Raw genomic sequence first — 21,457 nt, forward strand, 5'->3', positions numbered from 1 at the left:
CTCGTGACCTACACCGCACCTCCTGCGTTCACCACCCGGCCCGACCTCCGCGGCACCTTCGGCATGACCGCCTCGACGCACTGGCTCGCGACGGCCTCGGCCCAGTCGGTGCTCGAGCGCGGCGGCAACGCCTTCGACGCGGCGGTCGCCGGCGCGTTCGTGCTGCACGTCGTCGAGCCGCACCTCAACGGGCCGGGCGGCGACATGACGGCGGTGTTCGCGACGGCCGACGAGCCGGGCCGGCCCGTCGTGCTGATGGGGCAGGGGCCGGCGCCCGCCGGCGCGACGGTCGAGCACTACCGCGCCGAGGGACTCGACCTCGTCCCGGGGTCGGGCGCCCTCGCCGCGGCCGTGCCCGGCGCGGTCGACGCGTGGCTGCTCCTGCTCCGCGACCACGGCACGTGGGAGCTCGCCGACGTGCTCGCCTACGCGATCGGCTACGCCCGCGACGGGCACCCGATCACCGCGCGGGTGACCGAGACGATCGGTGCCGTCGCCGGGCTGTTCGCCGATCACTGGCCCACGTCGGCCGACCGGTGGCTCGTCGACGGGGCGCCGCCGGCCCCTGGCGAGATGGTCGTGAACGAGGCCTACGCCCGGGTGCTCGACGGGCTGGTGGCCGCAGGAGGCGCGCTGCCGGCCGCCGACGCCGGTCCCGCACCGCGGACGCCCGGCACCGACGGCCCCGGCTCCTCGCGCGCCGAGGCGGCCCGCCGTGCCCGCGTCGACGCCGCGCGCACCGAGTGGGCCGAGGGCCTCGTCGCGACCTCGATCGACGCCTTCGTGCGGACGCCGCACCGGCACTCGACGGGAGGCGACCACGCGGGGGTGATGCGCGCCTCCGACCTGGCGGCCTTCCGCGCCTCGACCGAGGAGGCGACGACCGTCGAGTTCCGAGGCCACGTCGTCGCGAAGACCGGCGCCTGGGGGCAGGGCCCGGCCCTGCTGCAGGTGCTGGCGATGCTCGACCCGCTGCCCGACGAGCTGCTCGACCCCTCGACCGTCGAGGGCGCGCACACGATCGTCGAGGCGCTCAAGCTCGCGATGGCCGACCGCGAGGCCTGGTACGGCGACCGCGACGTGCCGCTCGACCGCCTGCTGTCGGCGGAGTACGCCGCCGAGCGTCGCGCCCTGATCGGCCGGACCGCGTCGCACGAGCTGCGTCCGGGCGACGCCGGGGGCGCAGGAGGCGCGGGCCGCCTCCCGACGCTCCGCACCGACGACGAGGTGGCCGGCCCCGGCGCCGGCGTGGGGGAGCCCACCGTCGGCTCGTTCTCCGCCGCCGCCCCCGGCGCCGTCCCGCCCGCGGTCCCGGCCGACGACGCCCGTCAGCCGGGTGCCGAGCCCGACGTCGCGCCGACCGGCGAGACCCGCGGCGACACCTGCCACATCGACGTGGTCGACCGCTGGGGCAACGTCGTCTCGGCGACGCCCTCGGGCGGCTGGCTGCAGTCGTCGCCGACGATCCCCGAGCTCGGCTTCTGCCTCGGCAGCCGCCTCCAGATGAGCTGGCTCGAGGAGGGCACCGCCTCGACGCTCGAGCCCGGCCGCCGGCCCCGCACCACCCTGACGCCGACGCTGGTGCTGCGCGACGGCCAGCCGCTGGTCGCCCTCGGCTCGCCCGGCGGGGACCAGCAGGACCAGTGGCAGCTCCTCTACCTGCTGCGCACGATCGTCGGCGGCTGGACCCCGCAGCAGGCGATCGACGCCCCGGCCCTGCACACGACGTCGTTCCCCGGCTCGTTCTGGCCGCGCACCTGGACGCCGGGCGGCGTCGTCGTCGAGGACCGCCTCGGCGACGAGCTGATCGCCGGCCTCGAGGCCCGCGGCCACGTCGTCACCCGCTCGGGAGACTGGTCGCTCGGCCGGCTGTCGAGCGTCACCCGAGACCCCGAGACCGGCGTGCTGGGCGCCGCCGCCAACCCCCGAGGAGCACAGGCCTATGCCGCAGGACGCTGAGACGCCGACCACGACCACAGACGTGACCACCAGCACCAGCTCGGGCACGGCCGCTGCGCCCCTGCTCGCCGTCCGCGGCCTGCGGGTCGCGTTCGGCGACCGCGACGTCGTGCACGGCGTCGACCTCGACGTCGCACGCGGCGAGCGGGTCGCCATCGTCGGCCAGTCCGGCTCGGGCAAGTCGACCGTCGTGGCGGCCGTGCTGCAGCTGCTCCCCGGTGCCGGGCACGTCACGGGCGGCACCGTGCACCTCGGTGGCGACGAGCTGACCGGGGCGGGCGAGGCGCGGATGCGGTCGGTCCGCGGCGCCCGCATCGGCCTCGTGCCGCAGGACCCGTCGACGAACCTCAACCCCTCGATGACCGTCGGGGCGCAGATCGCGGACGCCCTGCGCGCGGGCGGTGCCCGCGGCCGGGCCGCCGTCGGCCGACGCGTCGTCGAGCTGATGACCGAGGCCGGCATCCCCGAGGCCGAGCGGCGGGCGGGCCAGTACCCGCACGAGTTCTCCGGCGGCATGCGCCAGCGCGTGCTGATCGCCGTGGCCCTCGCCCGCGACCCCGAGCTGCTCATCGCCGACGAGCCGACGAGCGCGCTCGACGTGACGGTGCAGCGGCAGATCCTCGACCACCTGCAGACGCTGGTCGACGCGCACGGCACGTCGCTGCTCTTCATCACGCACGACCTCGGCGTCGCGGCCGACCGGACCGACCGCATCGTCGTCATGCTCGACGGCCGCGTCGTCGAGCAGGGCACGCCGCGGCAGATCCTGCTCGACCCGCAGCACGAGTACACGAAGCGCCTGGTGGCCGCGGCGCCGACGGTGGCCGCCGCCGCGGCGCTCCGGGCCGAGGAGCCCGTCGGCGACGGGCAGCAGGAGGCCGAGGAGGCGCGGGCCGACCCGATCCTGGTCGTGACGGACCTCGTCAAGGAGTACCGCCTCCGGGGTCGTCGGGGCGAGACCGTGCGGGCCGTCGACGGCATCTCGTTCGAGGTCCCGCGGGGCACGACCACCGCGGTCGTCGGCGAGTCGGGCTCAGGCAAGACGACGCTGTCGCGGATCGTGCTGGGGATCGAGCCGGCCACGTCGGGCTCCGCCCTCATCGACGGCGAGGGCATCACCGCCAGTCGGGGCGCCGCGCGACGGGCCCTGCGCCGTCGCGTGCAGCCCGTCTTCCAGGACCCGTACGGCTCGCTCGACCCCACCTACAGCGTCGAGCGGCTGGTCGACGAGCCGCTGCGCATCTTCGGGGTCGGCGACCGTGCCGGCCGCCGGGCGCGCGTGGCCGAGCTGCTCGACCAGGTGGCGCTGCCGCGCTCGGTCGGGCAGAGCCGGCCGAACGAGCTGTCGGGCGGCCAGCGACAGCGCGTCGCGATCGCCCGGGCCCTCGCGCTCGAGCCCGAGCTGCTGATCTGCGACGAGGCCGTCTCGGCCCTCGACGTGCTCGTGCAGGAGCAGATCCTCGAGCTGCTCGCCGAGCTGCAGGGCCGCCTCGGGCTCAGCTACCTGTTCATCACGCACGACCTCGCCGTGGTGCGCCAGATCGCCCATAGTGTGGTGGTGATGCGACGCGGTCGCATCGTCGAGCGGGGCAGCGTCGACGACGTGTTCCTCGCCCCGACGGACGAGTACACCCACCACCTCCTAGGAGCGATCCCCGGTGCCAGCCTCGCTGTCTGACCGACCCGGACGGGCGGGTCGCGCCCTGTCCCGTCCCGGCGTGCCCTGCGGAGCACGACCGTGCTGAGCGTCGTCGACGCCGTGCGGGCGGACATCGTGCAGGGGGTGCTGCAGCCGGGCACGCGGATCACGGAGGCGGCGCTCGCCGAGCGCTACGGCGTCTCCCGGGTGCCCGTGCGCGAGGCGCTCCGCGGGCTCGAGGCGGAGGGCTTCGTCGAGTCCCGGCCGAACGTCGGGTCGCGCGTGGCCGAGATCCCGTTCGACGAGGCCGACGACCTCTTCGCGGTCCGGGAGGCGCTCGAGATCTCGACCGCGCGCCGCGCCGCGGGCAGGGCGCGGGCGCGGTTCAGCGGCGGGGACGACGAGGCGGCCGGAGGTGGCAGCAGCGACGCGGACGACGACTGGCGGCGCGTGAGGCGGTCGCTGGAGCAGCTGCTCGACGAGGGCGACGCCGCCGTCGCCCGGGGCGACCTCGACCGCCTGGTCGACCTCAACGAGCGCTTCCACATCGGCATCGCCGAGCTCAGCCGCAGCAGCACCCTCGCGACGCTGCTGCGCCAGCTGTCCCGCAAGATCGAGTGGCTCTACGCCCTCGACGAGTTCTCCCGCGGCAAGCGGCTCTGGCCCGACCACCGGGTCATCCTCGCCGCCATCGACGCGGGCGACGCCGACCGGGCGGCGGAGCTGATGGGGCGGCACGTCCGCGAGTCCCGCGTCGGGTACCTCGGCCGGACGGCACCCGCCGAGGTCGTCGAGCAGCTGCGCGCGGCACCCGTCCCCGTCGCGGGCGGCGTCGCGTGACGCGCCCCGTGACCCGACACCGGCTCGATCCGACGCCCGCGACGACGAACGACGTCTACTCCCGCGACCACGCCCCCGTCCTCACCGTCGACCCCGGGGACGAGGTCGTCGTCGGGTCGCTCGACGCCTCCGGGCACCTCGAGCGTCAGCGGACGCCCGGCGAGGTGCGGCCGCGCCTGTTCCCGCAGGCGCGGGGCCACGCGCTCACCGGTCCCGTCGCCGTCCGCGGCGCGCGTCCCGGGCAGATGCTCGGCGTCACCTTCGTCGACCTGCGGCCGGGGGAGTGGGGCTGGACGGTCGCGGGCGGCCGCGAGACGCCGGTCACGACGCGGCTCGGCCTGGCCGACGTCCCGCCCGCCTGGCTGCTCTGGGAGATCGACGCCGACGCCGGCGTCGCCACCGAGAGCCGGGGGCTCAGCGTGCCGACCGCGCCGTTCCTCGGGGTGACGGGCGTGGCGCCCGCCGAGCCGGGCGAGCACTCGACGACGCCGCCGCGCACGACGGCGGGCGGCAACGTCGACTGCCGCGAGCTCGTGGCGGGGTCGACCCTGTGGCTGCCGGTTCAGGTCGACGACGCGCTCCTGTACCTCGGCGACGGCCACGCCGCCCAGGGCGACGGCGAGGTCGGCGGCACCGCCGTCGAGTGCCCGATGACGACGGAGGTGTGGATCGACCTGGTCGACCGCCGCCCGCTCCCGAGCGTGCACGCCGAGACCCCCGCGGGGCGGATCACCTTCGGCTTCGACGCCGACCTCGACGTCGCGACGGGCGACGCCCTCGACGCGATGGTGACGTGGCTGACGGCCCTGCTCGACGTCGACCGCGCGACCGCCCTCGCCTTCGCCAGCGCCGTCGTCGACCTGCGCGTGACGCAGGTGGCGAACCAGACGTGGGGCGTGCACGCCCTGCTGCCGACGGGCGCGCTGGGCCTCTGAGACCGACCGGCGCGCTCGGCCTCTGAGACCGGCCGCCGCCTCCTGCCGGGAGGGGCCGACCGCCTCCTACTGGTAGGTGACGAGGTCCGGCACCGGCGACACCTCGGTCATCGTCTGCTCGGGCGTGAGCATGGGCTCGTCCTCGTCGAAGAAGTTCTTCCAGCCCCACGCGACCTCGGGGGCGCCGTCGTGCAGCGCCCGCCAGGTGGCCTGCTTGTCGGGCTGGGAGCCCTGCCCGTCGACGTGCACGAGGGTCGTGAGCTCGGGGCGGCTCAGGTCGATCGCCGCCCGGTCGCGCAGCATGCTCGACCGGAACTGGTGCAGCACGAACAACTTGGGCGGCAGCGAGCGCGCGTCGACGAGGTCGGCCAGCCAGGCGGAGACCCCGTTCACCTCGGCGGCGTCCACGCCGCCGATCTGCCGGAGCGGCACCTGGTCCGGGGCGAGGCGCCACTCGGGGTCGAGCGCGAGGCCGACGTTGGGCTCGGTGAGCAGCGACTCGTACCGGCGGGCCTGGGTCAGGAAGTCGGTCCGTCCCGGCTGCAGGTCGAGCACGACGTACTGCCCGGCGGCGGCCGCGGCCTCGACGTACGGGCGCAGGCGCTCGGGGTCGAGCTCGTTCGAGTAGTCGCCGTCGGGGCCGGCGTCGCCCGCCGCCACGGTCGCGATCAGCTCGAGCATCGGCACGACGGGCCGGTCGGACGAGGCCTGGTAGCTCGCCGCCGTGTCGGCGGCGCGCTCCACGGTCGCCGCGACGTCCTGCTCGCCCAGCACGCCGAGAGCCGAGGTGCCCGGGGCGCCGTAGAGGGCGACGAACCGTCGGTCGGGGAAGAACCGCTGGCCGCCGCCCGGCAGCTCGGCACCCGAACGCGCCGCGGCGACCGACCACTCGAGGTGGGGCCGGTCGGCGAACGCGGAGCCGACGACGAGGGTGGAGTCCGCCCCGGAGGCGCCCATCGCGCCGACGACGGAGGCGTCCTGCTGCAGGTCGGTGACGCCCTCGGGCAGCGCGAGGAGCTCGGCTCCCGCGGCCCGGGCGGTCGCCGACGCCGCGGCGTCGTCCGGTCCCGACACGACGACGAGCGTCGAGGAGTCGGCGTCCCGGGCGGCGGGAGCCTCGACGTCGGCGGCCGGCACGGCGTCCACGTCGCCGAGCCCGAGGTCGTCCGTCGACGGGCTCTCGCCCACCGTCGCCACCGTCGCCGCACCCAGGCGATCGACCTCCGTCGCGACGTCGATGCCCTCCGCGGCGATCAGCACGGGCGCGCCGATCCGCTCGCCCTGCTCCGCCGCCTCGGCGACGGCGTCCGGGTCGTCGGCCGTGGCGAGCACGACGACCGGCGAGCTGCCCCACAGCGCGCGGCTGGTCTCGACGGCCCTCTCGGCGGCGGTGCCCGACGCGGCGGTGGTGACCGCCGCCTCCGGCGTGGCCACCGTGAACTCGACGGTCTCGGGCTCGGGGGCCGACGTCGTGCAGGCCGTGACGGTCAGCAGAGCGGCGGCGGCCAGCGCCTCGGCGGGGAGGAGGCGGTGTCGGGAAGTCACCGATCCACGGTAGACCGGTGTGGAGCCCTGCTCAGCTCAGGACGTCCTTCGTCGTGAAGCGTCCGAGCGCCAGAGCGCCGAAGACGGCGATGTATCCCGCCTGGAGCAGGGCGTTGTCCGCGAAGTTGCTCCACGAGATCGGATCGCGCAGCAGATCCGCGAAGCCGAGCCAGTAGTGGGTGAACAGCCACGGGTCGAGGAAGTCCAGCTGCGGCAGCGCGTCGACGATCTGCGCGACGGTCGAGAGGACGATCGTCGCCGCCATCGCGCCCACGGGCACGCTGGTGAGGGTCGAGGCGAAGAGGCCGATCGCGCTGAGCCCCAGCAGCGAGATGGTGACGTAGAGGGCCATCAGCAGCATGCGGCCCGCGTAGTCGCCCAGGCCGATCGTCTGTCCCGAGAGCAACGTGACCGGCCCGACGGGGAACAGGGCCGCGCCCGCGATCGCCCCCACGACGACCACGACGAGCGTGCCGACGAGGCAGAACAGGGCGGCGCCGGCGTACTTCACGAGCAGGAGGCGCACCCGGCCCACCGGGGTGACGAGCAGGTACCGCAGGGTGCCGAGGCTCGCCTCGCCCGCGATCGTGTCGCCCGCGACGACGCCCACCGTGAGGGGGAGGAAGAGCGGGATGGCCACCGTGAGCGCGGTGAGCGAGACGAAGAGTCCGTTCTGCGTGATGTCCCCGAGGAAGGCGGGGCCACGCCCGCCCGAGCCGTCGTCGTCGGTCGTCACCCGGACCGCGACGGCGAGCAGGATCGGGATGAGCGCGAGCGCCGCCAGCAGGGCGATCGTGCGGACGCGGCGGAACAGGACGACGACCTCGCTGCCGAACAGCGCGAGCCCGGAGCCTCGGCGGACCTCCGCCTCGGGCAGGACGGCGGGCGAGCCGGCCGCGGCCCCGTCGGCGGGCGAGGAGGCGGCGGTCCCGTCGGACGGGATCGGATCAGCCGGCGACATCGAAGCCCTCCCCGGTCAGGTCGACGAAGCGGTCCTCGAGGCTCGCGCCCGACACCTCGAAGCCGCGCACCCGCACGTCGGCGGCGACGAGTGCCGCGACGATCGCCTCGGGCGCCAGCCCCTCGACCGTCAGGTCGGCCTTGACGTGCGCTCCCTCGGACGGGGCAGGGCCGGCCGAGCCCGAGTCGTCCGGCGCGAGGCCCAGCCGCACGAGCACGTCGCGGGCGAGGTCGGGGTCGGGCGTGAACAGGCGCACGCGGTGCGTGCCGAGCGCGCGGAGGTCGCCGAGGGTGCCCTGCGTGAGCAGCCGTCCCGCGCTCATCACGCCGATGTGCGTGCACATCTGCTCGACCTCGGCCAGCAGGTGGCTCGACACCAGCACCGTCGTGCCGTCGTCGGCGAGGGAGCGGATCAGGCCGCGCACCTCCCGGGTGCCCTGCGGGTCGAGGCCGTTGCTCGGCTCGTCCAGCACGAGCAGGTCGCGCGGCATGAGGAGCGCGTTCGCGATGCCGAGGCGCTGCTTCATGCCCAGGGAGTAGGCGTGTGCCTTCTTGTCGGCGGCGTGGCCGAGGCCGACGCGGTCGAGGGCGGCCGCGACCCTGGCCTTGCGGGTGCCGCCCGGAGCCCGACGGTCGCCCGAGTCGAGGCGCATCAGGTTGGCTCGCCCCGACAGGAACGGGTAGAACGCGGGCCCCTCGACGAGCGCGCCGACACGGGGCAGCACGTCGCGGGCGCGGTCGGGCATCGCGCCGCCGAGCACCCGGATCGAGCCGCTCGTCGAGCTCGTGAGGCCCAGCAGCATGCGGATGGTGGTCGTCTTCCCCGAGCCGTTCGGGCCGAGGAAGCCGTAGACGCTGCCCCGCGGCACCGCGAGGTCGAGGTCGGCGACGGCCTGCTGGCGACCGAAGGTCTTGCCGAGGCCGACGGTCTGGACGGCGAGGTCGACGTCCGACCCCGGGTCAGCCCCGTCGCTCACGGCATCTGCTGTCGCTCACGGCGCCTGCCGCCCACGTCGCCGGTCGATCACTGCGCGGCGACGACTGCCTGGAGGGCGTCCGCGTCGACGGCGCCCGCCCACACGTGGCCGTCGTCGCCGACGAACACGGAGACGAGCGAGGTCTGGAGCACCTTGCCGCCGTCGACCGGGGTGAGCACCTGGTCGAGCAGCGCGGAGCTGTCGTCGGCGGCGTCACCGGTCGGCGCGGAGGCACCAGCGTCGGCAGCGGAGGGGGCGATGCCGACGATCGTGCTCCAGCCGGAGCCGAGAACGGTCTTCTCCGGCGCCTCACCGTCCGCGTCGTGCGCACGAGCGTCATCGCCCGTGGGCGCGGGGACCTCGGTCACGTCGGCCCCCGCGGGCGGCGTGAAGGCGAAGACGTCGGAGGAGGGGGCGCTGAAGTCGACGGAGGTGAAGCCGACCGAGACGGCCGGGTCGGCCTGGCCCTTCGCGGCGACGACGACCTTGAGGGGCACGCCCGTCTCGGAGTCGACGGTCAGCGTCGCGCTGCCGACGAGCGTCGCGGGGTCGTCGGGCGTGAGGACGACCTGGTAGGCGGTGCGGCCGGCGACCTTCACGTTGTCGGTCGCGGTGACGGTCGTGGTGGGCTCGACGGCGGAGAGCAGGGCCGAGGCGAGCTCGGCCGGCGTCTGGGGCACGGCGGTGCCGTCGGGCAGGGCGGTGGGCACCTCGGTGCCGCTCGTGTCGGGCAGCGTCAGGTGCGACGCCTCCTTCGACTCGGAGTCCCAGGTCCAGACGCTGTCGCCGTCGCGGACGACGTCGCGCTCGGCCAGGTCCTCCATGACCTGCACGCGCTGCTTGTCCGTGCCGTCGACGAAGACCTCGGCGGTGTGGCTGCCGGTCAGGAGCTCGAGGGCGTCGCTCGTCGCGTCGCCGGCTCCGCCCTGGCCCTGGAAGCTCGACACGTCGGGCAGGCCCAGGTCGCTCGTCTGCTCGACCGTGCCCGAGAACGAGGCACCCGCGCTCGACGCGGCGAGCTCGAGCACCTGCTGGGGAGTCTTGTCGGGCAGCACGACCTCGGCGTTCGCCGCCATCGACGGCACGACGATGCCGGCGGCCACGACCGCGGCCGGGACGACGACGGCGGGGATCCAGCGGGCGGACCTCGATCGTGCCGACGGGGTGCGTGCTGCGTTGTCCATGGTGTCCTGTGCCTCTCGTGGCGGCTCGGGGCGGGTCGCGACTGGTCGGCAGGCTACGCGCCGACCCTGGAGTCCCCTGGGGATCGCGAGCGACGTCGCTCGACGTCGAGCGACAGCCCTGCGGCTGCTCGGTGGCGTGGTGCGCCTGCGCGACCGGCCGCGGCATCGGGCCGCCTCACGTGACACCCCGACGTGGACGATGCACCCCGTCATGTCGGGGTGCATCGTCCACTCGAGGGTGCGGGGCGAGCGCCGCGGCTAGAGCTCGACGACCTCGAACTCGAGCAGGTCGGCTCCGGTGGCGACCGGACGGCGAGGTGCCTCGGCGCCCTCGCTGCCCTGGTCGGCCGGTGCGCCGTGGCCCGCCGGTGCGCCCTGGCCCGCGGGAGGACCGGCGTGCGCCGCGGCGGCGCCGTCCGCCTGCCAGGCCTGGAACGACTGCTCGTCCGCCCAGGTCGTCACGACGAAGTACCGGGTGTCGCCCGACACGGGGCGGAGCAGCTGGAAGCCCTCGAAGCCGGGAGCGCCGTCGACCGAGTGCTTGCGGGCGGCGAAGCGGGACTCGAGCTCGGAGCCCGAGCCCTCGGGCACGTGGATGGCGTTGATCTTGACGACGGACATGGTGCGACTCGCTCTCGTTCGGCCCGGCGGGATGCCCGGCGAGGGATGACGGAAGGGGTTCGGGGCTAGGCGGTCTTCATGACGTTCGCTGTGAAGCCCTGAACGCGCTCGGCAAGGCCCGACGCGCGGCGCTCGATCTGCTCGGGCGGGTTCAGGTGCGGAGGTGCGACCCGGATCAAGAGGGAGCACGCCAGGTCCTCGCAGATGTACGTGCCGATCGTGTCGCCGTTGGCGCCGGCGTCGCCGGCCTTGGGCGCGGTGAACAGGCGCACCTGCGTCGCGGGCTGAGGCGAGTGGCAGAGCGAGCACATGGCGGCGATGCCGGGTCGCAGCGACGAGCCCGACGACCGGACGACGAGCCCGACCGGCCGGTCGTCCATCCAGTGCACGATGTAGCCGCGCTGGTGGGCCTGCGGGTCGCGCCAGCCCAGGAACTCGCGCTCGCCCCACAGCATCTCGTGCAGGCCGGGGATGGGGAGCCGGTCGAGGTCGCCGGGGAGGGCGTTCACGAACGACTCACGGATGTCGGTCTCGGTCAGCGGCTTCATGATCGAGCCGAGCCTACGCGTCGCCGCCGACAGCGCGTCGGGACGGGCTCGTCGGTCTGATCGGCCCCTACGCTGGCCCCGTGGTCGACACGGCGGCGGGGCACGGGGCACAGGGGCTCGACGAGGAGGCGGTCGTCGCGCGGCTCAGGGCGGCCGGCTGCGTCTTCGCGGAGGACGAGGCGCGCCTCCTGCTCGAGGCGGCGGTCGGGTCCGAGCTCGAGGTCCTCGTCGCCCGGCGCGCATCGGGCGAGCCGCTCGAGCAGGTGCTCGGCTGGGCGGCCTTCGACGGGCTCCGCCTCGTCGTCGAGCCGGGCGTCTTCGTGCCGCGACGCCGCACCGAGCTGCTCGTGCGGCTGGCCGACGCGGCGCTCGCCGCAGTGCCGGGGCCGCGGTCGGCGCCGGGACGGGGACAGGTCCCGCTCGGCGGGACGACCGCCTCCGGCACGGCCCCCGTCGTCGTCGAGCTGTGCTGCGGCGTGGGCGCCGTCTCCGCGGCGCTGCTGCGCCGCCGCCCCCGGCTCGACGTGGTCGCCGCCGACCTCGATCCCGTCGCCGTGCGCTGCGCCCGCCGCAACCTCGGCGAGCGGGCGACGGTCGTCGGGGGCGACCTCTTCGCCGAGCTCCCCGCTCGGCTGCGCGGCCGGGTGGACGTGCTGATCGCGAACGCGCCGTACGTGCCGACGGCCGCCATCGCGACGATGCCCCCGGAGGCCCGCCTGCACGAGCCCGTCCTCGCCCTCGACGGCGGGGCGGACGGCCTCGACCTGCATCGGCGGATCGCGGCGGGCGCAGCGGCGTGGCTCTCGCCGACGGGCACCCTGGTGATCGAGACAAGCGAGGCGCAGGCCGAGGGCACGGCCGCCCTGTTCGCGGCGGCGGACCTCGTCACGGCCGTCGAGCGCGACGACGACCTCGACGCGACCGCCGTCAGCGCGACCCGCCTGCCGGCCTGACCGGCCGAGCAGTCCTAGACGTCGACCGGCGAGACGAGGTCGACCACGGGCGACTCGGGCGTCCCCGAGATCTGGCAGGTGAACGCCGCCTCGACCCGGCCGTCGGCGAGGTGCCCGAAGCGCACCTCGGCGACCGCGCCCGAGTCCGAGTCGCGGACGTCCGCCTCCTCGTAGGCCCAGACGTCGTCGAGCGGGGGCAGGTCCGGGTACTCGGCCCTGACCGCGGCGACGCAGGCGTCCCAGGCGGGCGGCGCCTCGTGCGCCTCGGCCGTCGACGGCGCCGGGGGAGTCGTGGTCGGCAGCGGCGTCGCGGTCGCGTCGGGCCCGGTCGTCGTGACGATCCCCGGCGTGGCCGCGGCGCCGGGCTCGGCGTCCGTCCCGGCGCAGCCCGCGAGCAGCAGCGTGACGGCGAGGGCGGCGGTGACCAGCGAGACGGTCTTGGTGGGCACGGCGCGCTCCAGGAGACGGGACGGGCGTCGGCGGGCGCCGACGGAGGTCGAGGAGGCTCAGACTAACCGCACGGAGGCGCCACGGAGGTCGAGGGTGCAAGCTGGCCGGATGACCGCTACAGAGAACCGCGAACCGACCGCCCTCGAGCAGGCCATCAGCAAGGGACAGGCAGGAGAGGGCGACATGAACGCCGTCCTCGCCGAGTTCGTCAACGCGCAGGTCGTCGTGGCCACCGCCGTCGACGCCCAGGACAGCCTGACCGACCTGCAGCCGGTGCTCTTCGACCGCGAGGGCACGCCCATGCTCGCCGCCTTCACGCACGCCGACATGATCGGCGAGCAGGTCAAGGGCGTCGCCGAGTACCAGGCCACGATCCCCGCCGCCGAGCTCGTGCAGGCGATCCCCGCGCAGACGGGTCTCGTCGTGAACCCCGGCAACCGCGAGGGCTTCGAGATGCTCCCCGAGGGCGTCGCGCAGCTGGCGAACGACGTCCGCGAGCTCGTCGCCGCGCACCAGGCCGCCGGCTCGCCCGAGCCCGGCCAGCCCGCACAGCCCGCCTCCTAGGTCCCGCCGTCTCGACCTGGCCTGAACGCCCCGACCCTCCCGGTCGGGGCGTTCGTCGTCCCTCCCGAAACACCGCTGTCACATGCCCGCTGTAGGGTGAGCGGCACAACAGAACACCGGGCCACGAACACGTCGCGGGAGAGCCCCGGAGCGCACGCCGATGCGCCGCCGGGCACCGAAGGAGCAAGCTCCCCGCCAATCTCTCAGGTACCGCGTACCGCGACGGACTGGCCACTCTGAAAAGCAGGGGGCACCTGCAGGAGGCGCGCGAGCGTCGCCGGCCCCGCCTCCTCGCCCACGGTGAAAGTCGGCCCTCGTGGCCGGCGAAGCTCTCAGGCCCATGACAGAGGGGGTGCACGACCGCGGCTCTGCCGTGCCGTGCGCGTCCCCGTCGTGCAGGTGCTGCACGACGCCGATCCCGGCCGAGTCACCTGGTGCCGGGCCGTTCCCCCAGGAGTCCGCAGATGTCCGACGCATCCTCGAACCTGCCCGCCGCGCCCGGCCCCGACGACGCCGACCTGCCCGACGACGCCGACCTGCGCGACGCTGTCGGCCCCGACACCACGACCGGCGACCTGCCCCTCGCCGCCGACGGCACCGAGGGCGTCGCGACCGCCGACGGCGCGCCCCTCGACCTGGTCGACGCGGTCGACGCCGAGGCCGTCGCCGACGAGCAGGAGGAGCGCCTCAGCCCCCTGCACGACGTCCACGTCGCCGCCGGTGCCAGCTTCACGGACTTCGCCGGCTGGCAGATGCCGGTCCGCTACAGCTCCGACCTGGCCGAGCACCACGCGGTGCGCACCGCCGCCGGGCTGTTCGACCTGTCGCACATGGCCGAGATCGCCGTCGTCGGGCCCGACGCCGGGGCGTTCCTCGACGCGGCGCTCGCGGGCACCCTCTCGACCATCGCGGTCGGCCGGGCCAAGTACTCGTTGCTGCTCAGCCCGGAGGGCGGGATCGTCGACGACCTCGTCGTCTACCGCCTCGACGAGCACGACTACCTCGTCGTCGCCAACGCCTCGAACCGCGACGCCGCCTTCGGCGCCCTCGCGAGCCGGGCGCACGGCTTCGACGTCACGGTCGACGACGAGAGCGACGACACCGCGCTCATCGCGATCCAGGGCCCCGAGGCCGAGGGCGTGCTCGACGAGCTGGTCACCGCCGACCGGCTGCAGCCCGACGCGCCCCTGTCGACCCTGCGCTACTACCGCGTGCTCCAGGGCACCTTCGACGACGCCCCCGTGCTGATCGCCCGCACCGGCTACACCGGCGAGGACGGCTTCGAGCTCTACCTCGCGCCCGAGCTCGCCCCCGAGCTCTGGGGTGCCCTCGCCGAGGCAGGCGGCCCGCGCGGCCTCGTCCCCGCCGGGCTCGCCAGCCGCGACACGCTCCGCCTCGAGGCGGGCATGCCGCTCTACGGCCACGAGCTGGGCCTCGACGTGCGCCCCGCGCAGGCCGGCCTCGGCCGCGTCGTCGACACCTCGAAGGAGTTCGTGGGCAAGGCGGGCGTCGAGCCTGCCCCCGCGGCCCGCGTGCTCGTCGGCCTGACGCTCGAGGGCCGCCGTGCCGCACGGGCCGGCTACGCGGTCGTCACCGACGACGGCACCGTCGTCGGCGAGGTCACGAGCGGCGCCCTCTCGCCCACGCTCGGCCACCCCGTCGCCATGGCGTTCGTCGACCCCGACGTCGTCGACCGCGGCCCCGCGCTGGCCGTCGACGTCCGCGGCACCGCGATCCCCGCTGCCGTCGTGTCGCTGCCGTTCTACAAGCGCGGCTGACCTGCTCCCGCACGCCCGCCTCCTCGACTCTCTCCCCAGACCCAGACCCAGACCCAGCCCCAGCCCCCGCCGCCTCGGCGCCCCTGCCTCCTCGAAAGGACCGGCCATGACCGATCTCACCGCCCTGCAGTACACCTCCGAGCACGAGTGGCTGCTCATCGACGGCGACACCGCCACCGTCGGCATCACCGACTACGCCGCCGAGAAGCTCGGCGACGTCGTCTACGTCGACCTGCCCGCCGAGGGCACCGAGGTCGAGACCGGCAAGGTCGTCGGCGAGATCGAGTCGACCAAGTCGGTCGGCGAGCTCTACGCCCCCGCCCTCGGCACCGTGCTCGAGGCCAACCAGGCCGTCGTCGACAGTCCCGACCTCGTCAACAGCGACCCGTTCGGCGAGGGCTGGCTGATCAAGATCACCCTGTCGAGCACCGACGGCCTGTCCCTCCTCTCGCGCGACGAGTACGTCGCCCTCACCGCCGAATGAGCGACGCGCAGGGGTCCGTCTTCGGCGACTGGTCCGACCGGGCCGCCACCGGCTTCGTCGACCGCCACGTCGGCACCACGGCCGCCGACCAGGCGGCCATGCTCGAGCTGCTCGGCCACGACAGCGTCGAGTCGCTCGTCCGTGCCGCCGTGCCGGACAGCATCCACGCCGAGCCCGTCGACGCCTCGGTGCTGCCGGCGCCGATCGGCGAGAAGGAGGCGCTGGCCGAGCTCCGCGCGCTCGCCGACCGCGGCCGCCCCTCGCGCAGCATGATCGGCCTCGGCTACTACGACACCGTCACGCCCGCCGTGATCCAGCGCAACGTGCTCGAGAACCCGAGCTGGTACACGGCCTACACGCCGTACCAGCCCGAGATCTCGCAGGGCCGGCTCGAGGCGCTCATCAACTTCCAGACGATGGTCTCCGAGCTGACGGGGCTCACGACCGCCAACGCGTCGATGCTCGACGAGGGCACCGCCGTCGTCGAGGGCATGCTCCTCGCCCGTCGTGCCTCGAAGGCGCGCACCGACGTCTTCGTCGTCGACTCCGACGCCCTGCCGCAGACGAAGGCCCTGCTCGCGGGGCGCGCCGAGGCCGTCGGCATCGAGCTCGTCGAGCTCGAGCTCTCGAGCGTCGACCCGGCCGAGATCCCCGACGCCTTCGGCGTCTTCGTGCAGTACCCCGGCGCCTCCGGCTGCGTCTGGGACCCGGAGGCGGTCGTCGCCGCCGTCCACGCCGCCGGCGGCCTCGCGGTCGTCGCCGCCGACCTGCTCGCGATGACCCTGCTCCGCCCGCCCGGCGAGTTCGGGGCCGACGTCGCCGTCGGCACGAGCCAGCGCTTCGGCGTCCCGATGGGCTTCGGCGGGCCGCACGCCGGCTACATGGCCGTCCGCACCGGGCTCGAGCGTCAGCTGCCCGGTCGTCTCGTCGGCGTCTCGCAGGACGTCGAGGGCCACCCGGCGTACCGGCTCAGCCTGCAGACCCGCGAGCAGCACATCCGCCGCGAGAAGGCGACGTCGAACATCTGCACCGCCCAGGTGCTGCTCGCCGTGATGGCCTCGATGTACGCCGTCTACCACGGCCCGTGGGGGCTCCTGCACATCGCGTCGCGCGTCCACGCGCACGCCGCCGACCTCGCGGCCGCCGTGCGCGCGAGCGACCTCGAGCTCGAGAGCGACGTGTTCTTCGACACCCTCCAGGTCTTCGTGCCCGGCCGGGCGGACGAGATCGTCGCCGCCGCGCACGCTCGCGGCTACCTGCTCTGGGCCGTCGACTCCGACTGCGTCCGTCTGTCGCTCGACGAGACGACGACGCGCGACGACCTCGAGGTCGTCGCCGACGTGCTCGGCGTCTCCCTGCCCGCGGCGTCGCCCGCAGGCGGCGGCGAGGCGCGTGACGAGCGCGACGAGGTGCTGCCGGAAGGCCTCCGCCGAACCTCCGACTTCCTGACGCACCCGGTCTTCCGCACGCACCGCAGCGAGACCAGCATGATGCGCTACCTCAAGCACCTCGCCGACAAGGACTACGCGCTCGATCGCGGCATGATCCCGCTCGGCAGCTGCACGATGAAGCTCAACGCGGCGACCGAGATGGCGGCCGTGACGTGGCCCGAGTTCGCGGCCGTGCACCCGTTCGCACCGGCCTCCGACGTCGAGGGCTACCTCGAGATGATCGGCCAGCTCGAGGGCTGGCTGGCCGAGGTCACCGGCTACGACACGGTCTCGCTGCAGCCGAACGCCGGCAGCCAGGGCGAGCTCGCCGGCCTGCTCGCGATCCGCGGCTTCCACCTCGCCGCCGGCGACACGGCCCGCACCGTGTGCCTCATCCCGCAGAGCGCGCACGGCACGAACGCGGCCAGCGCCGTGCTCGCGGGGCTCCGCGTGGTCGTCGTGGCCTGCAACGAGCAGGGCGACGTCGACCTCGGCGACCTGCGTGCCAAGGTCGAGCAGCACCGTGACGAGCTGGCGGCGCTGATGATCACGTACCCGTCGACGCACGGCGTCTACGAGCACGACATCCGCGAGGTCACCGACGCGGTGCACGCGGCCGGCGGCCAGGTGTACGTCGACGGCGCGAACCTCAACGCGCTGCTCGGCTTCGCCCGGTTCGGCGACTTCGGCGGCGACGTCTCGCACCTGAACCTGCACAAGACGTTCTGCATCCCGCACGGGGGCGGCGGTCCTGGTGTCGGGCCCGTGGCGGCCAAGGCCCACCTCGCCCCGTACCTGCCCGGCCACCCCCTGGCACAGCAGGCCGACCGTCGCACGGGCGCCGAGCCCGCTGCGGCCGGCGAGCGGCTCGTCCACGCGGGCGTCCCCGTGTCGAGCGCCCCCTACGGGTCGCCGAGCATCCTGCCGATCAGCTGGGCCTACGTCCGCATGATGGGCACCGAGGGGCTCGCCGCGGCGACCGGCGCCGCGGTGCTCTCGGCGAACTACGTGGCGGCGCGGCTGCGCGACCACTTCCCGGTGCTCTACGCCGGCGAGAACGGCCTGGTCGCACACGAGTGCATCCTCGACCTGCGACCGCTCCGCGACGCCACGGGCGTGACCGTCGACGACGTGGCCAAGCGCCTCATCGACTACGGGTTCCACTCGCCGACGATGTCGTTCCCGGTCGCCGGGACGCTGATGGTCGAGCCGACCGAGAGCGAGGACCTCGCCGAGATCGACCGCTTCGTCGACGCGATGATCGCCATCGCGGGCGAGGCCGCCGACGTGGCGTCGGGCCGCTTCACCGCCGAGTCGAGCCCCCTGCGGGGCGCGCCCCACACGGCCGAGTCCGTCATCTCCGGCGAGTGGACCCGCGAGTACAGCCGCGACGAGGCCGTGTACCCGGTCCGCACCCTGGTTCGCGGCAAGTACTGGCCGCCGGTGCGTCGCATCGACCAGGCCTGGGGCGACCGCAACCTGTTCTGCGCGTGCCCGCCGGTCGAGGCCTTCGCCTGAGCACGCCTGCTCCGCACGTCGTGCCGTGACGCAGGGAGCCGCCCGGTCGCTGATCCCGTCGGCGACGCGGGCGGCTCCCTCCTGGTCCCCGCGGGTGCCGGCCCCTGAGCGGCGCGGACGGCGCCGGCGTGACGGGGGCCGTCCCGGATGACACCCGGGGGGACGGTCGAGGAGGTGCGTGTGGAGTTGTCGAGTCCGTTCGACCCTCGAGACAATGACACGCTCCCCCCGAACGGGTGTCAAGGGGCGCCGAGAGGTGACGAGGCAAGTCGGCGCAGATCGGCGTCGGCGTGGCCGGGGGAGGCCACGCCCCTCGTCCGGCCCGCCGCCTCCTCGGGTCAGCTGGGCAGGCCGAAGGCCGCCGGGAACGTCGTCGCCGCCCACGGGTAGCCGACGAACACGGCCGCGTCCATCAGGAGGTGCGCGACGACCAGGGGCAGCACCCGGCCCGTCCGCGTGTAGAGCCAACCGAAGACGAGCCCCATCACGACGTTGCCGACGAAGGCCCCGAAGCCCTGGTACAGGTGGTAGCTGCCGCGCAGCAGCGCGGCGGCGACGATGATCGGCCAGGTGCGCCAGCCGAGGTCGCGGAGCCGGGCGAAGAGGTACGCGACGACGATGACTTCCTCGGTCACGCCTGCCCGCAGCGCCGAGAGCAGCAGCACGGGCACCGTCCACCACTCGGCCGCGAGGTCGGTCGGGACGACGGTCACGGTCAGGTCGAGGGCCTTGCCGACGAGGTAGAGCCCGATGCCCGGGATGCCGATGGCGAGGGCGAGCCCGGCGCCGCCGAGCACGTCGCGGCCGGCGCGCGAGAAGTCGACGCCCAGGCGGCCGAGGTGCGGGCGGGCCTCGTTCCAGAGCAGGTAGGCCACGAGCGCGACGGGCACGAGGTCGACGGCGATGCCGACCAGCTGGTAGATCAGGTCGAAGACGGGTCGGTCGCTGAGCGACGAGTTGAGCGTCGCCGTCTGCTGCGACAGCGCCTCGTCGCGGGTCAGCCGGTTGGCGATCGACAGCACCGAGTACACCGCCGAGGCGCCGAGCGACAGCCCGAGCACGATCGCGATCTCGACCCGGAGGCGCGCCCTGCCAGGTCGACCCGGCCCCGTCTCGAGGGGGCCGGCCATCCCGTCGCGCGGCCTCGGCCCCGGCGTTGCCGGTAGCGTGTCGTCTCTGTCGCTCACGCGCCGATCGTACGGGACGCTCCGGTCGGCAGCGGATGATACCCGGCAGCTGTCTGATTTCTCGCAGCGGATCCTTGCGCTCTTCGCAGCCGCGGCGCAACAGATCGCCCACGGACGCAAAGATCCGGCGAGTTGGTTTCCGTCGTGTAACCGTTCCCCCAGGGGTTTGGAGATGGCTGAGCCCGGTGCTTAGGGTGACTGCATCCAACGCGGCGAGGCTCATGGGGGTCCCGCTGCGTCCTTTCCCGCATCAGGAGGAACATTGAAGAAGACGCGCATGGGCCTCGGGGCCATCGCCGTCGTGGGGACGGCAGCACTCGTCCTCACGGGCTGCGCCAGCGGTGGGGACTCGGGCGACAGCGGCTCGGGCGACTCCAGCGCCATCATCACCACCAACGGCAACGAGCCTCAGAACCCGCTCGTCCCCTCGAACACCACCGAGGTCGGCGGCGGCAAGATCATCGACTCCGTGTTCGCGGGCCTCGTCTCGTACAACGCGAAGGGCGAGTCCGAGATGGACGCGGCCGAGTCGATCGAGTCGGACGACAACCAGCTCTGGACCATCACGCTCAAGGACGGCCAGACCTTCACCGACGGCACCCCGGTCACGTCCGAGTCGTTCACGAAGGCCTGGAACTGGGCCGCTCAGGTCTCCAACGCCCAGAGCGCCTCGTACTTCTTCGACAACATCGCCGGCTACGACGCCGAGGCCGACAGCGACCTCCAGCTCGAGGTCGTCAGCGACACCGAGTTCACGGTCGAGCTGTCCGCGCCCGCCGCCGACTGGCCCCTCCGCCTCGGCTACTCGGCCTTCTCGCCGCTGCCCGAGTCGTTCTACGACGACGTCGACGCGTTCGGCGAGAACCCCGTCGGCAACGGCCCGTACAAGCTCGAGAGCGAAGGCGCCTGGACCCACAACCAGGACATCAAGCTCGTCACGAACCCCGACTACGACGGCCCGCGCAAGCCCGTCAACGGCGGCCTGACGATCACGTTCTACACGACTCAGGACGCGGCCTACGCCGACGCGCTGTCGGGCAACCTCGACATCCTCGACCAGGTCCCGGACGCCCAGTTCGCCTCCTACCAGAGCGACTTCGCGGACCGCTACGTCAACCAGCCCGCAGCGATCTTCCAGTCGTTCACCATCCCGCAGTACCTCGAGCACTTCGACGGCACGACGGAGGAGGGCAAGCTGCGCCGCCAGGCCATCTCGCTCTCGATCAACCGCGACGACATCACCGACGTCATCTTCCAGGGCACCCGCACGCCGGCCAAGGACTTCACGTCCCCGGTCATCGACGGCTACTCGGACGACCTCGAGGGCTCTGACGTGCTCTCGTACGACGCCGACAAGGCAAAGGAGCTGTGGGCCGAGGCCGACGCCATCTCGCCCTACGGCGACACGACGTTCACCCTCGCCTACAACGCCGACGGCGGTCACCAGAACTGGGTCGACGCCGCGACGAACAGCATCTCCGACACGCTGGGCATCAAGGCCGAGGGCCAGTCCTACCCGACCTTCGCCGAGCTGCTCGACGACGAGGACAACGACGCCATGACCGGCGCCTTCCGTTCCGGATGGCAGGCCGACTACCCGTCGCTGTACAACTTCCTCTCGCCGCTGTACCAGACCGGTGCCGGATCGAACTACGGCCGCTACACCAGCACCGAGTTCGACGGCCTGCTCGCCGAGGGCGCCGCAGCGTCGTCGCCCGAGGACGCGACCGCCGACTTCCAGAAGGCACAGGAGGTCCTCTTCACGGACCTGCCCGTCGTCCCGCTGTGGTACTCGAACGTCACGGGCGTCTGGGCCGACACGGTCAGCAACGTGGAGTTCGGCTGGAACTCGGTGCCCCTCTTCTACGAGGTCACCAAGAACTAG

Annotated in this window: 18 protein-coding genes and 1 riboswitch; of the genes, 10 read left to right on the plus strand and 8 right to left on the minus strand. The window is 74.0% G+C overall.

Annotation, left to right across the window (positions count from 1 at the left end; genetic code table 11):
- Window positions 1–3 precede the first annotated feature (3 nt).
- The 4 genes from IFT77_RS08755 to IFT77_RS08770 are packed head-to-tail and all read left to right on the plus strand — an operon-like array spanning window position 4 to window position 5,373.
- Entirely contained in the window at window positions 4–1,959 is a 1,956-nt protein-coding gene (locus IFT77_RS08755; protein ID WP_371740992.1) for a gamma-glutamyltransferase family protein, read from the plus strand.
- Window positions 1,943–3,637: an ABC transporter ATP-binding protein gene (locus tag IFT77_RS08760; protein WP_192169764.1), complete on the plus strand. Its 1,695-nt coding sequence runs from the start codon at window positions 1,943–1,945 to the stop codon at window positions 3,635–3,637. The genes IFT77_RS08755 and IFT77_RS08760 overlap by 17 nt, the downstream gene beginning before the upstream one ends.
- A 60-nt stretch (window positions 3,638–3,697) precedes the next feature.
- Window positions 3,698–4,438: a GntR family transcriptional regulator gene (locus IFT77_RS08765; protein WP_371740993.1), complete on the plus strand. Its 741-nt coding sequence runs from the start codon at window positions 3,698–3,700 to the stop codon at window positions 4,436–4,438.
- A gap of 8 nt (window positions 4,439–4,446) precedes the next feature.
- Window positions 4,447–5,373 (plus strand): acetamidase/formamidase family protein, encoded by a 927-nt coding sequence (locus IFT77_RS08770; protein WP_192169765.1) that lies wholly within the window; start codon window positions 4,447–4,449, stop codon window positions 5,371–5,373.
- Between the two features lie 66 nt (window positions 5,374–5,439).
- On the opposite strand, the gene IFT77_RS08775 is transcribed toward IFT77_RS08770, so the two are convergent.
- The 6 genes from IFT77_RS08775 to IFT77_RS08800 all read right to left on the minus strand — a co-directional run bounded on the left by IFT77_RS08775 (window position 5,440) and on the right by IFT77_RS08800 (window position 11,208).
- Entirely contained in the window at window positions 5,440–6,918 is a 1,479-nt protein-coding gene (locus IFT77_RS08775) for a hypothetical protein (protein ID WP_192169766.1), read from the minus strand.
- A gap of 31 nt (window positions 6,919–6,949) precedes the next feature.
- Complete coding sequence (locus IFT77_RS08780) at window positions 6,950–7,879, minus strand: ABC transporter permease (protein ID WP_192169767.1); 930 nt, start codon at window positions 7,877–7,879, stop codon at window positions 6,950–6,952.
- Window positions 7,866–8,855, minus strand: a complete 990-nt coding sequence (locus IFT77_RS08785) for an ATP-binding cassette domain-containing protein (RefSeq protein ID WP_192169768.1) — start codon at window positions 8,853–8,855, stop codon at window positions 7,866–7,868. Before IFT77_RS08785 ends, IFT77_RS08780 begins: the two co-directional genes overlap by 14 nt.
- Window positions 8,856–8,902: 47 nt before the next feature.
- Window positions 8,903–10,039, minus strand: coding sequence for an outer membrane lipoprotein carrier protein LolA (locus tag IFT77_RS08790; RefSeq protein WP_192169769.1), 1,137 nt, complete (start codon window positions 10,037–10,039; stop codon window positions 8,903–8,905).
- Between the two features lie 258 nt (window positions 10,040–10,297).
- Window positions 10,298–10,660: an antibiotic biosynthesis monooxygenase gene (locus tag IFT77_RS08795; protein WP_192169770.1), complete on the minus strand. Its 363-nt coding sequence runs from the start codon at window positions 10,658–10,660 to the stop codon at window positions 10,298–10,300.
- Window positions 10,661–10,725: 65 nt separating this feature from the next.
- Window positions 10,726–11,208 carry an FBP domain-containing protein gene (locus IFT77_RS08800; RefSeq protein ID WP_192041133.1) on the minus strand — a complete coding sequence of 161 codons (483 nt, stop codon included), beginning with the start codon at window positions 11,206–11,208 and terminating at the stop codon, window positions 10,726–10,728.
- Between the two features lie 80 nt (window positions 11,209–11,288).
- Between IFT77_RS08800 and IFT77_RS08805 the strand changes: the two genes are divergently transcribed.
- Complete coding sequence (locus IFT77_RS08805; RefSeq protein WP_192169771.1) at window positions 11,289–12,161, plus strand: methyltransferase; 873 nt, start codon at window positions 11,289–11,291, stop codon at window positions 12,159–12,161.
- 14 nt (window positions 12,162–12,175) lie between these two features.
- Here the strand turns inward: IFT77_RS08805 and IFT77_RS08810 are convergent, their stop codons facing one another.
- Window positions 12,176–12,610: a hypothetical protein gene (locus tag IFT77_RS08810; RefSeq protein ID WP_192041135.1), complete on the minus strand. Its 435-nt coding sequence runs from the start codon at window positions 12,608–12,610 to the stop codon at window positions 12,176–12,178.
- Window positions 12,611–12,719: 109 nt separating this feature from the next.
- On the opposite strand from IFT77_RS08810, the gene IFT77_RS08815 reads away from it, so the two are divergent.
- The 4 genes from IFT77_RS08815 to gcvP all read left to right on the plus strand — a co-directional run bounded on the left by IFT77_RS08815 (window position 12,720) and on the right by gcvP (window position 18,385).
- Complete coding sequence (locus tag IFT77_RS08815) at window positions 12,720–13,175, plus strand: SseB family protein (RefSeq protein ID WP_192041136.1); 456 nt, start codon at window positions 12,720–12,722, stop codon at window positions 13,173–13,175.
- A 125-nt stretch (window positions 13,176–13,300) separates the two neighbouring features.
- Window positions 13,301–13,405: riboswitch (glycine riboswitch) on the plus strand.
- A gap of 234 nt (window positions 13,406–13,639) precedes the next feature.
- Window positions 13,640–14,953: a glycine cleavage system aminomethyltransferase GcvT gene (gene gcvT, locus IFT77_RS08820; protein ID WP_192169772.1), complete on the plus strand. Its 1,314-nt coding sequence runs from the start codon at window positions 13,640–13,642 to the stop codon at window positions 14,951–14,953.
- A 106-nt stretch (window positions 14,954–15,059) separates the two neighbouring features.
- Complete coding sequence (gene gcvH, locus IFT77_RS08825) at window positions 15,060–15,437, plus strand: glycine cleavage system protein GcvH (protein ID WP_123548114.1); 378 nt, start codon at window positions 15,060–15,062, stop codon at window positions 15,435–15,437.
- Complete coding sequence (gene gcvP / locus IFT77_RS08830; RefSeq protein WP_192169773.1) at window positions 15,434–18,385, plus strand: aminomethyl-transferring glycine dehydrogenase; 2,952 nt, start codon at window positions 15,434–15,436, stop codon at window positions 18,383–18,385. The genes gcvH and gcvP overlap by 4 nt, the downstream gene beginning before the upstream one ends.
- Before the next feature lie 338 nt (window positions 18,386–18,723).
- Here gcvP and IFT77_RS08835 read toward each other — a convergent pair whose 3' ends face one another.
- Complete coding sequence (locus IFT77_RS08835) at window positions 18,724–19,515, minus strand: CPBP family intramembrane glutamic endopeptidase (RefSeq protein WP_192041436.1); 792 nt, start codon at window positions 19,513–19,515, stop codon at window positions 18,724–18,726.
- Between the two features lie 319 nt (window positions 19,516–19,834).
- Between IFT77_RS08835 and IFT77_RS08840 the strand changes: the two genes are divergently transcribed.
- Window positions 19,835–21,457 (plus strand): ABC transporter substrate-binding protein, encoded by a 1,623-nt coding sequence (locus IFT77_RS08840; protein ID WP_192041139.1) that lies wholly within the window; start codon window positions 19,835–19,837, stop codon window positions 21,455–21,457.

The organism is Frigoribacterium sp. CFBP 13729 (assembly GCF_014841875.1).
Taxonomy (GTDB): domain Bacteria; phylum Actinomycetota; class Actinomycetes; order Actinomycetales; family Microbacteriaceae; genus Frigoribacterium.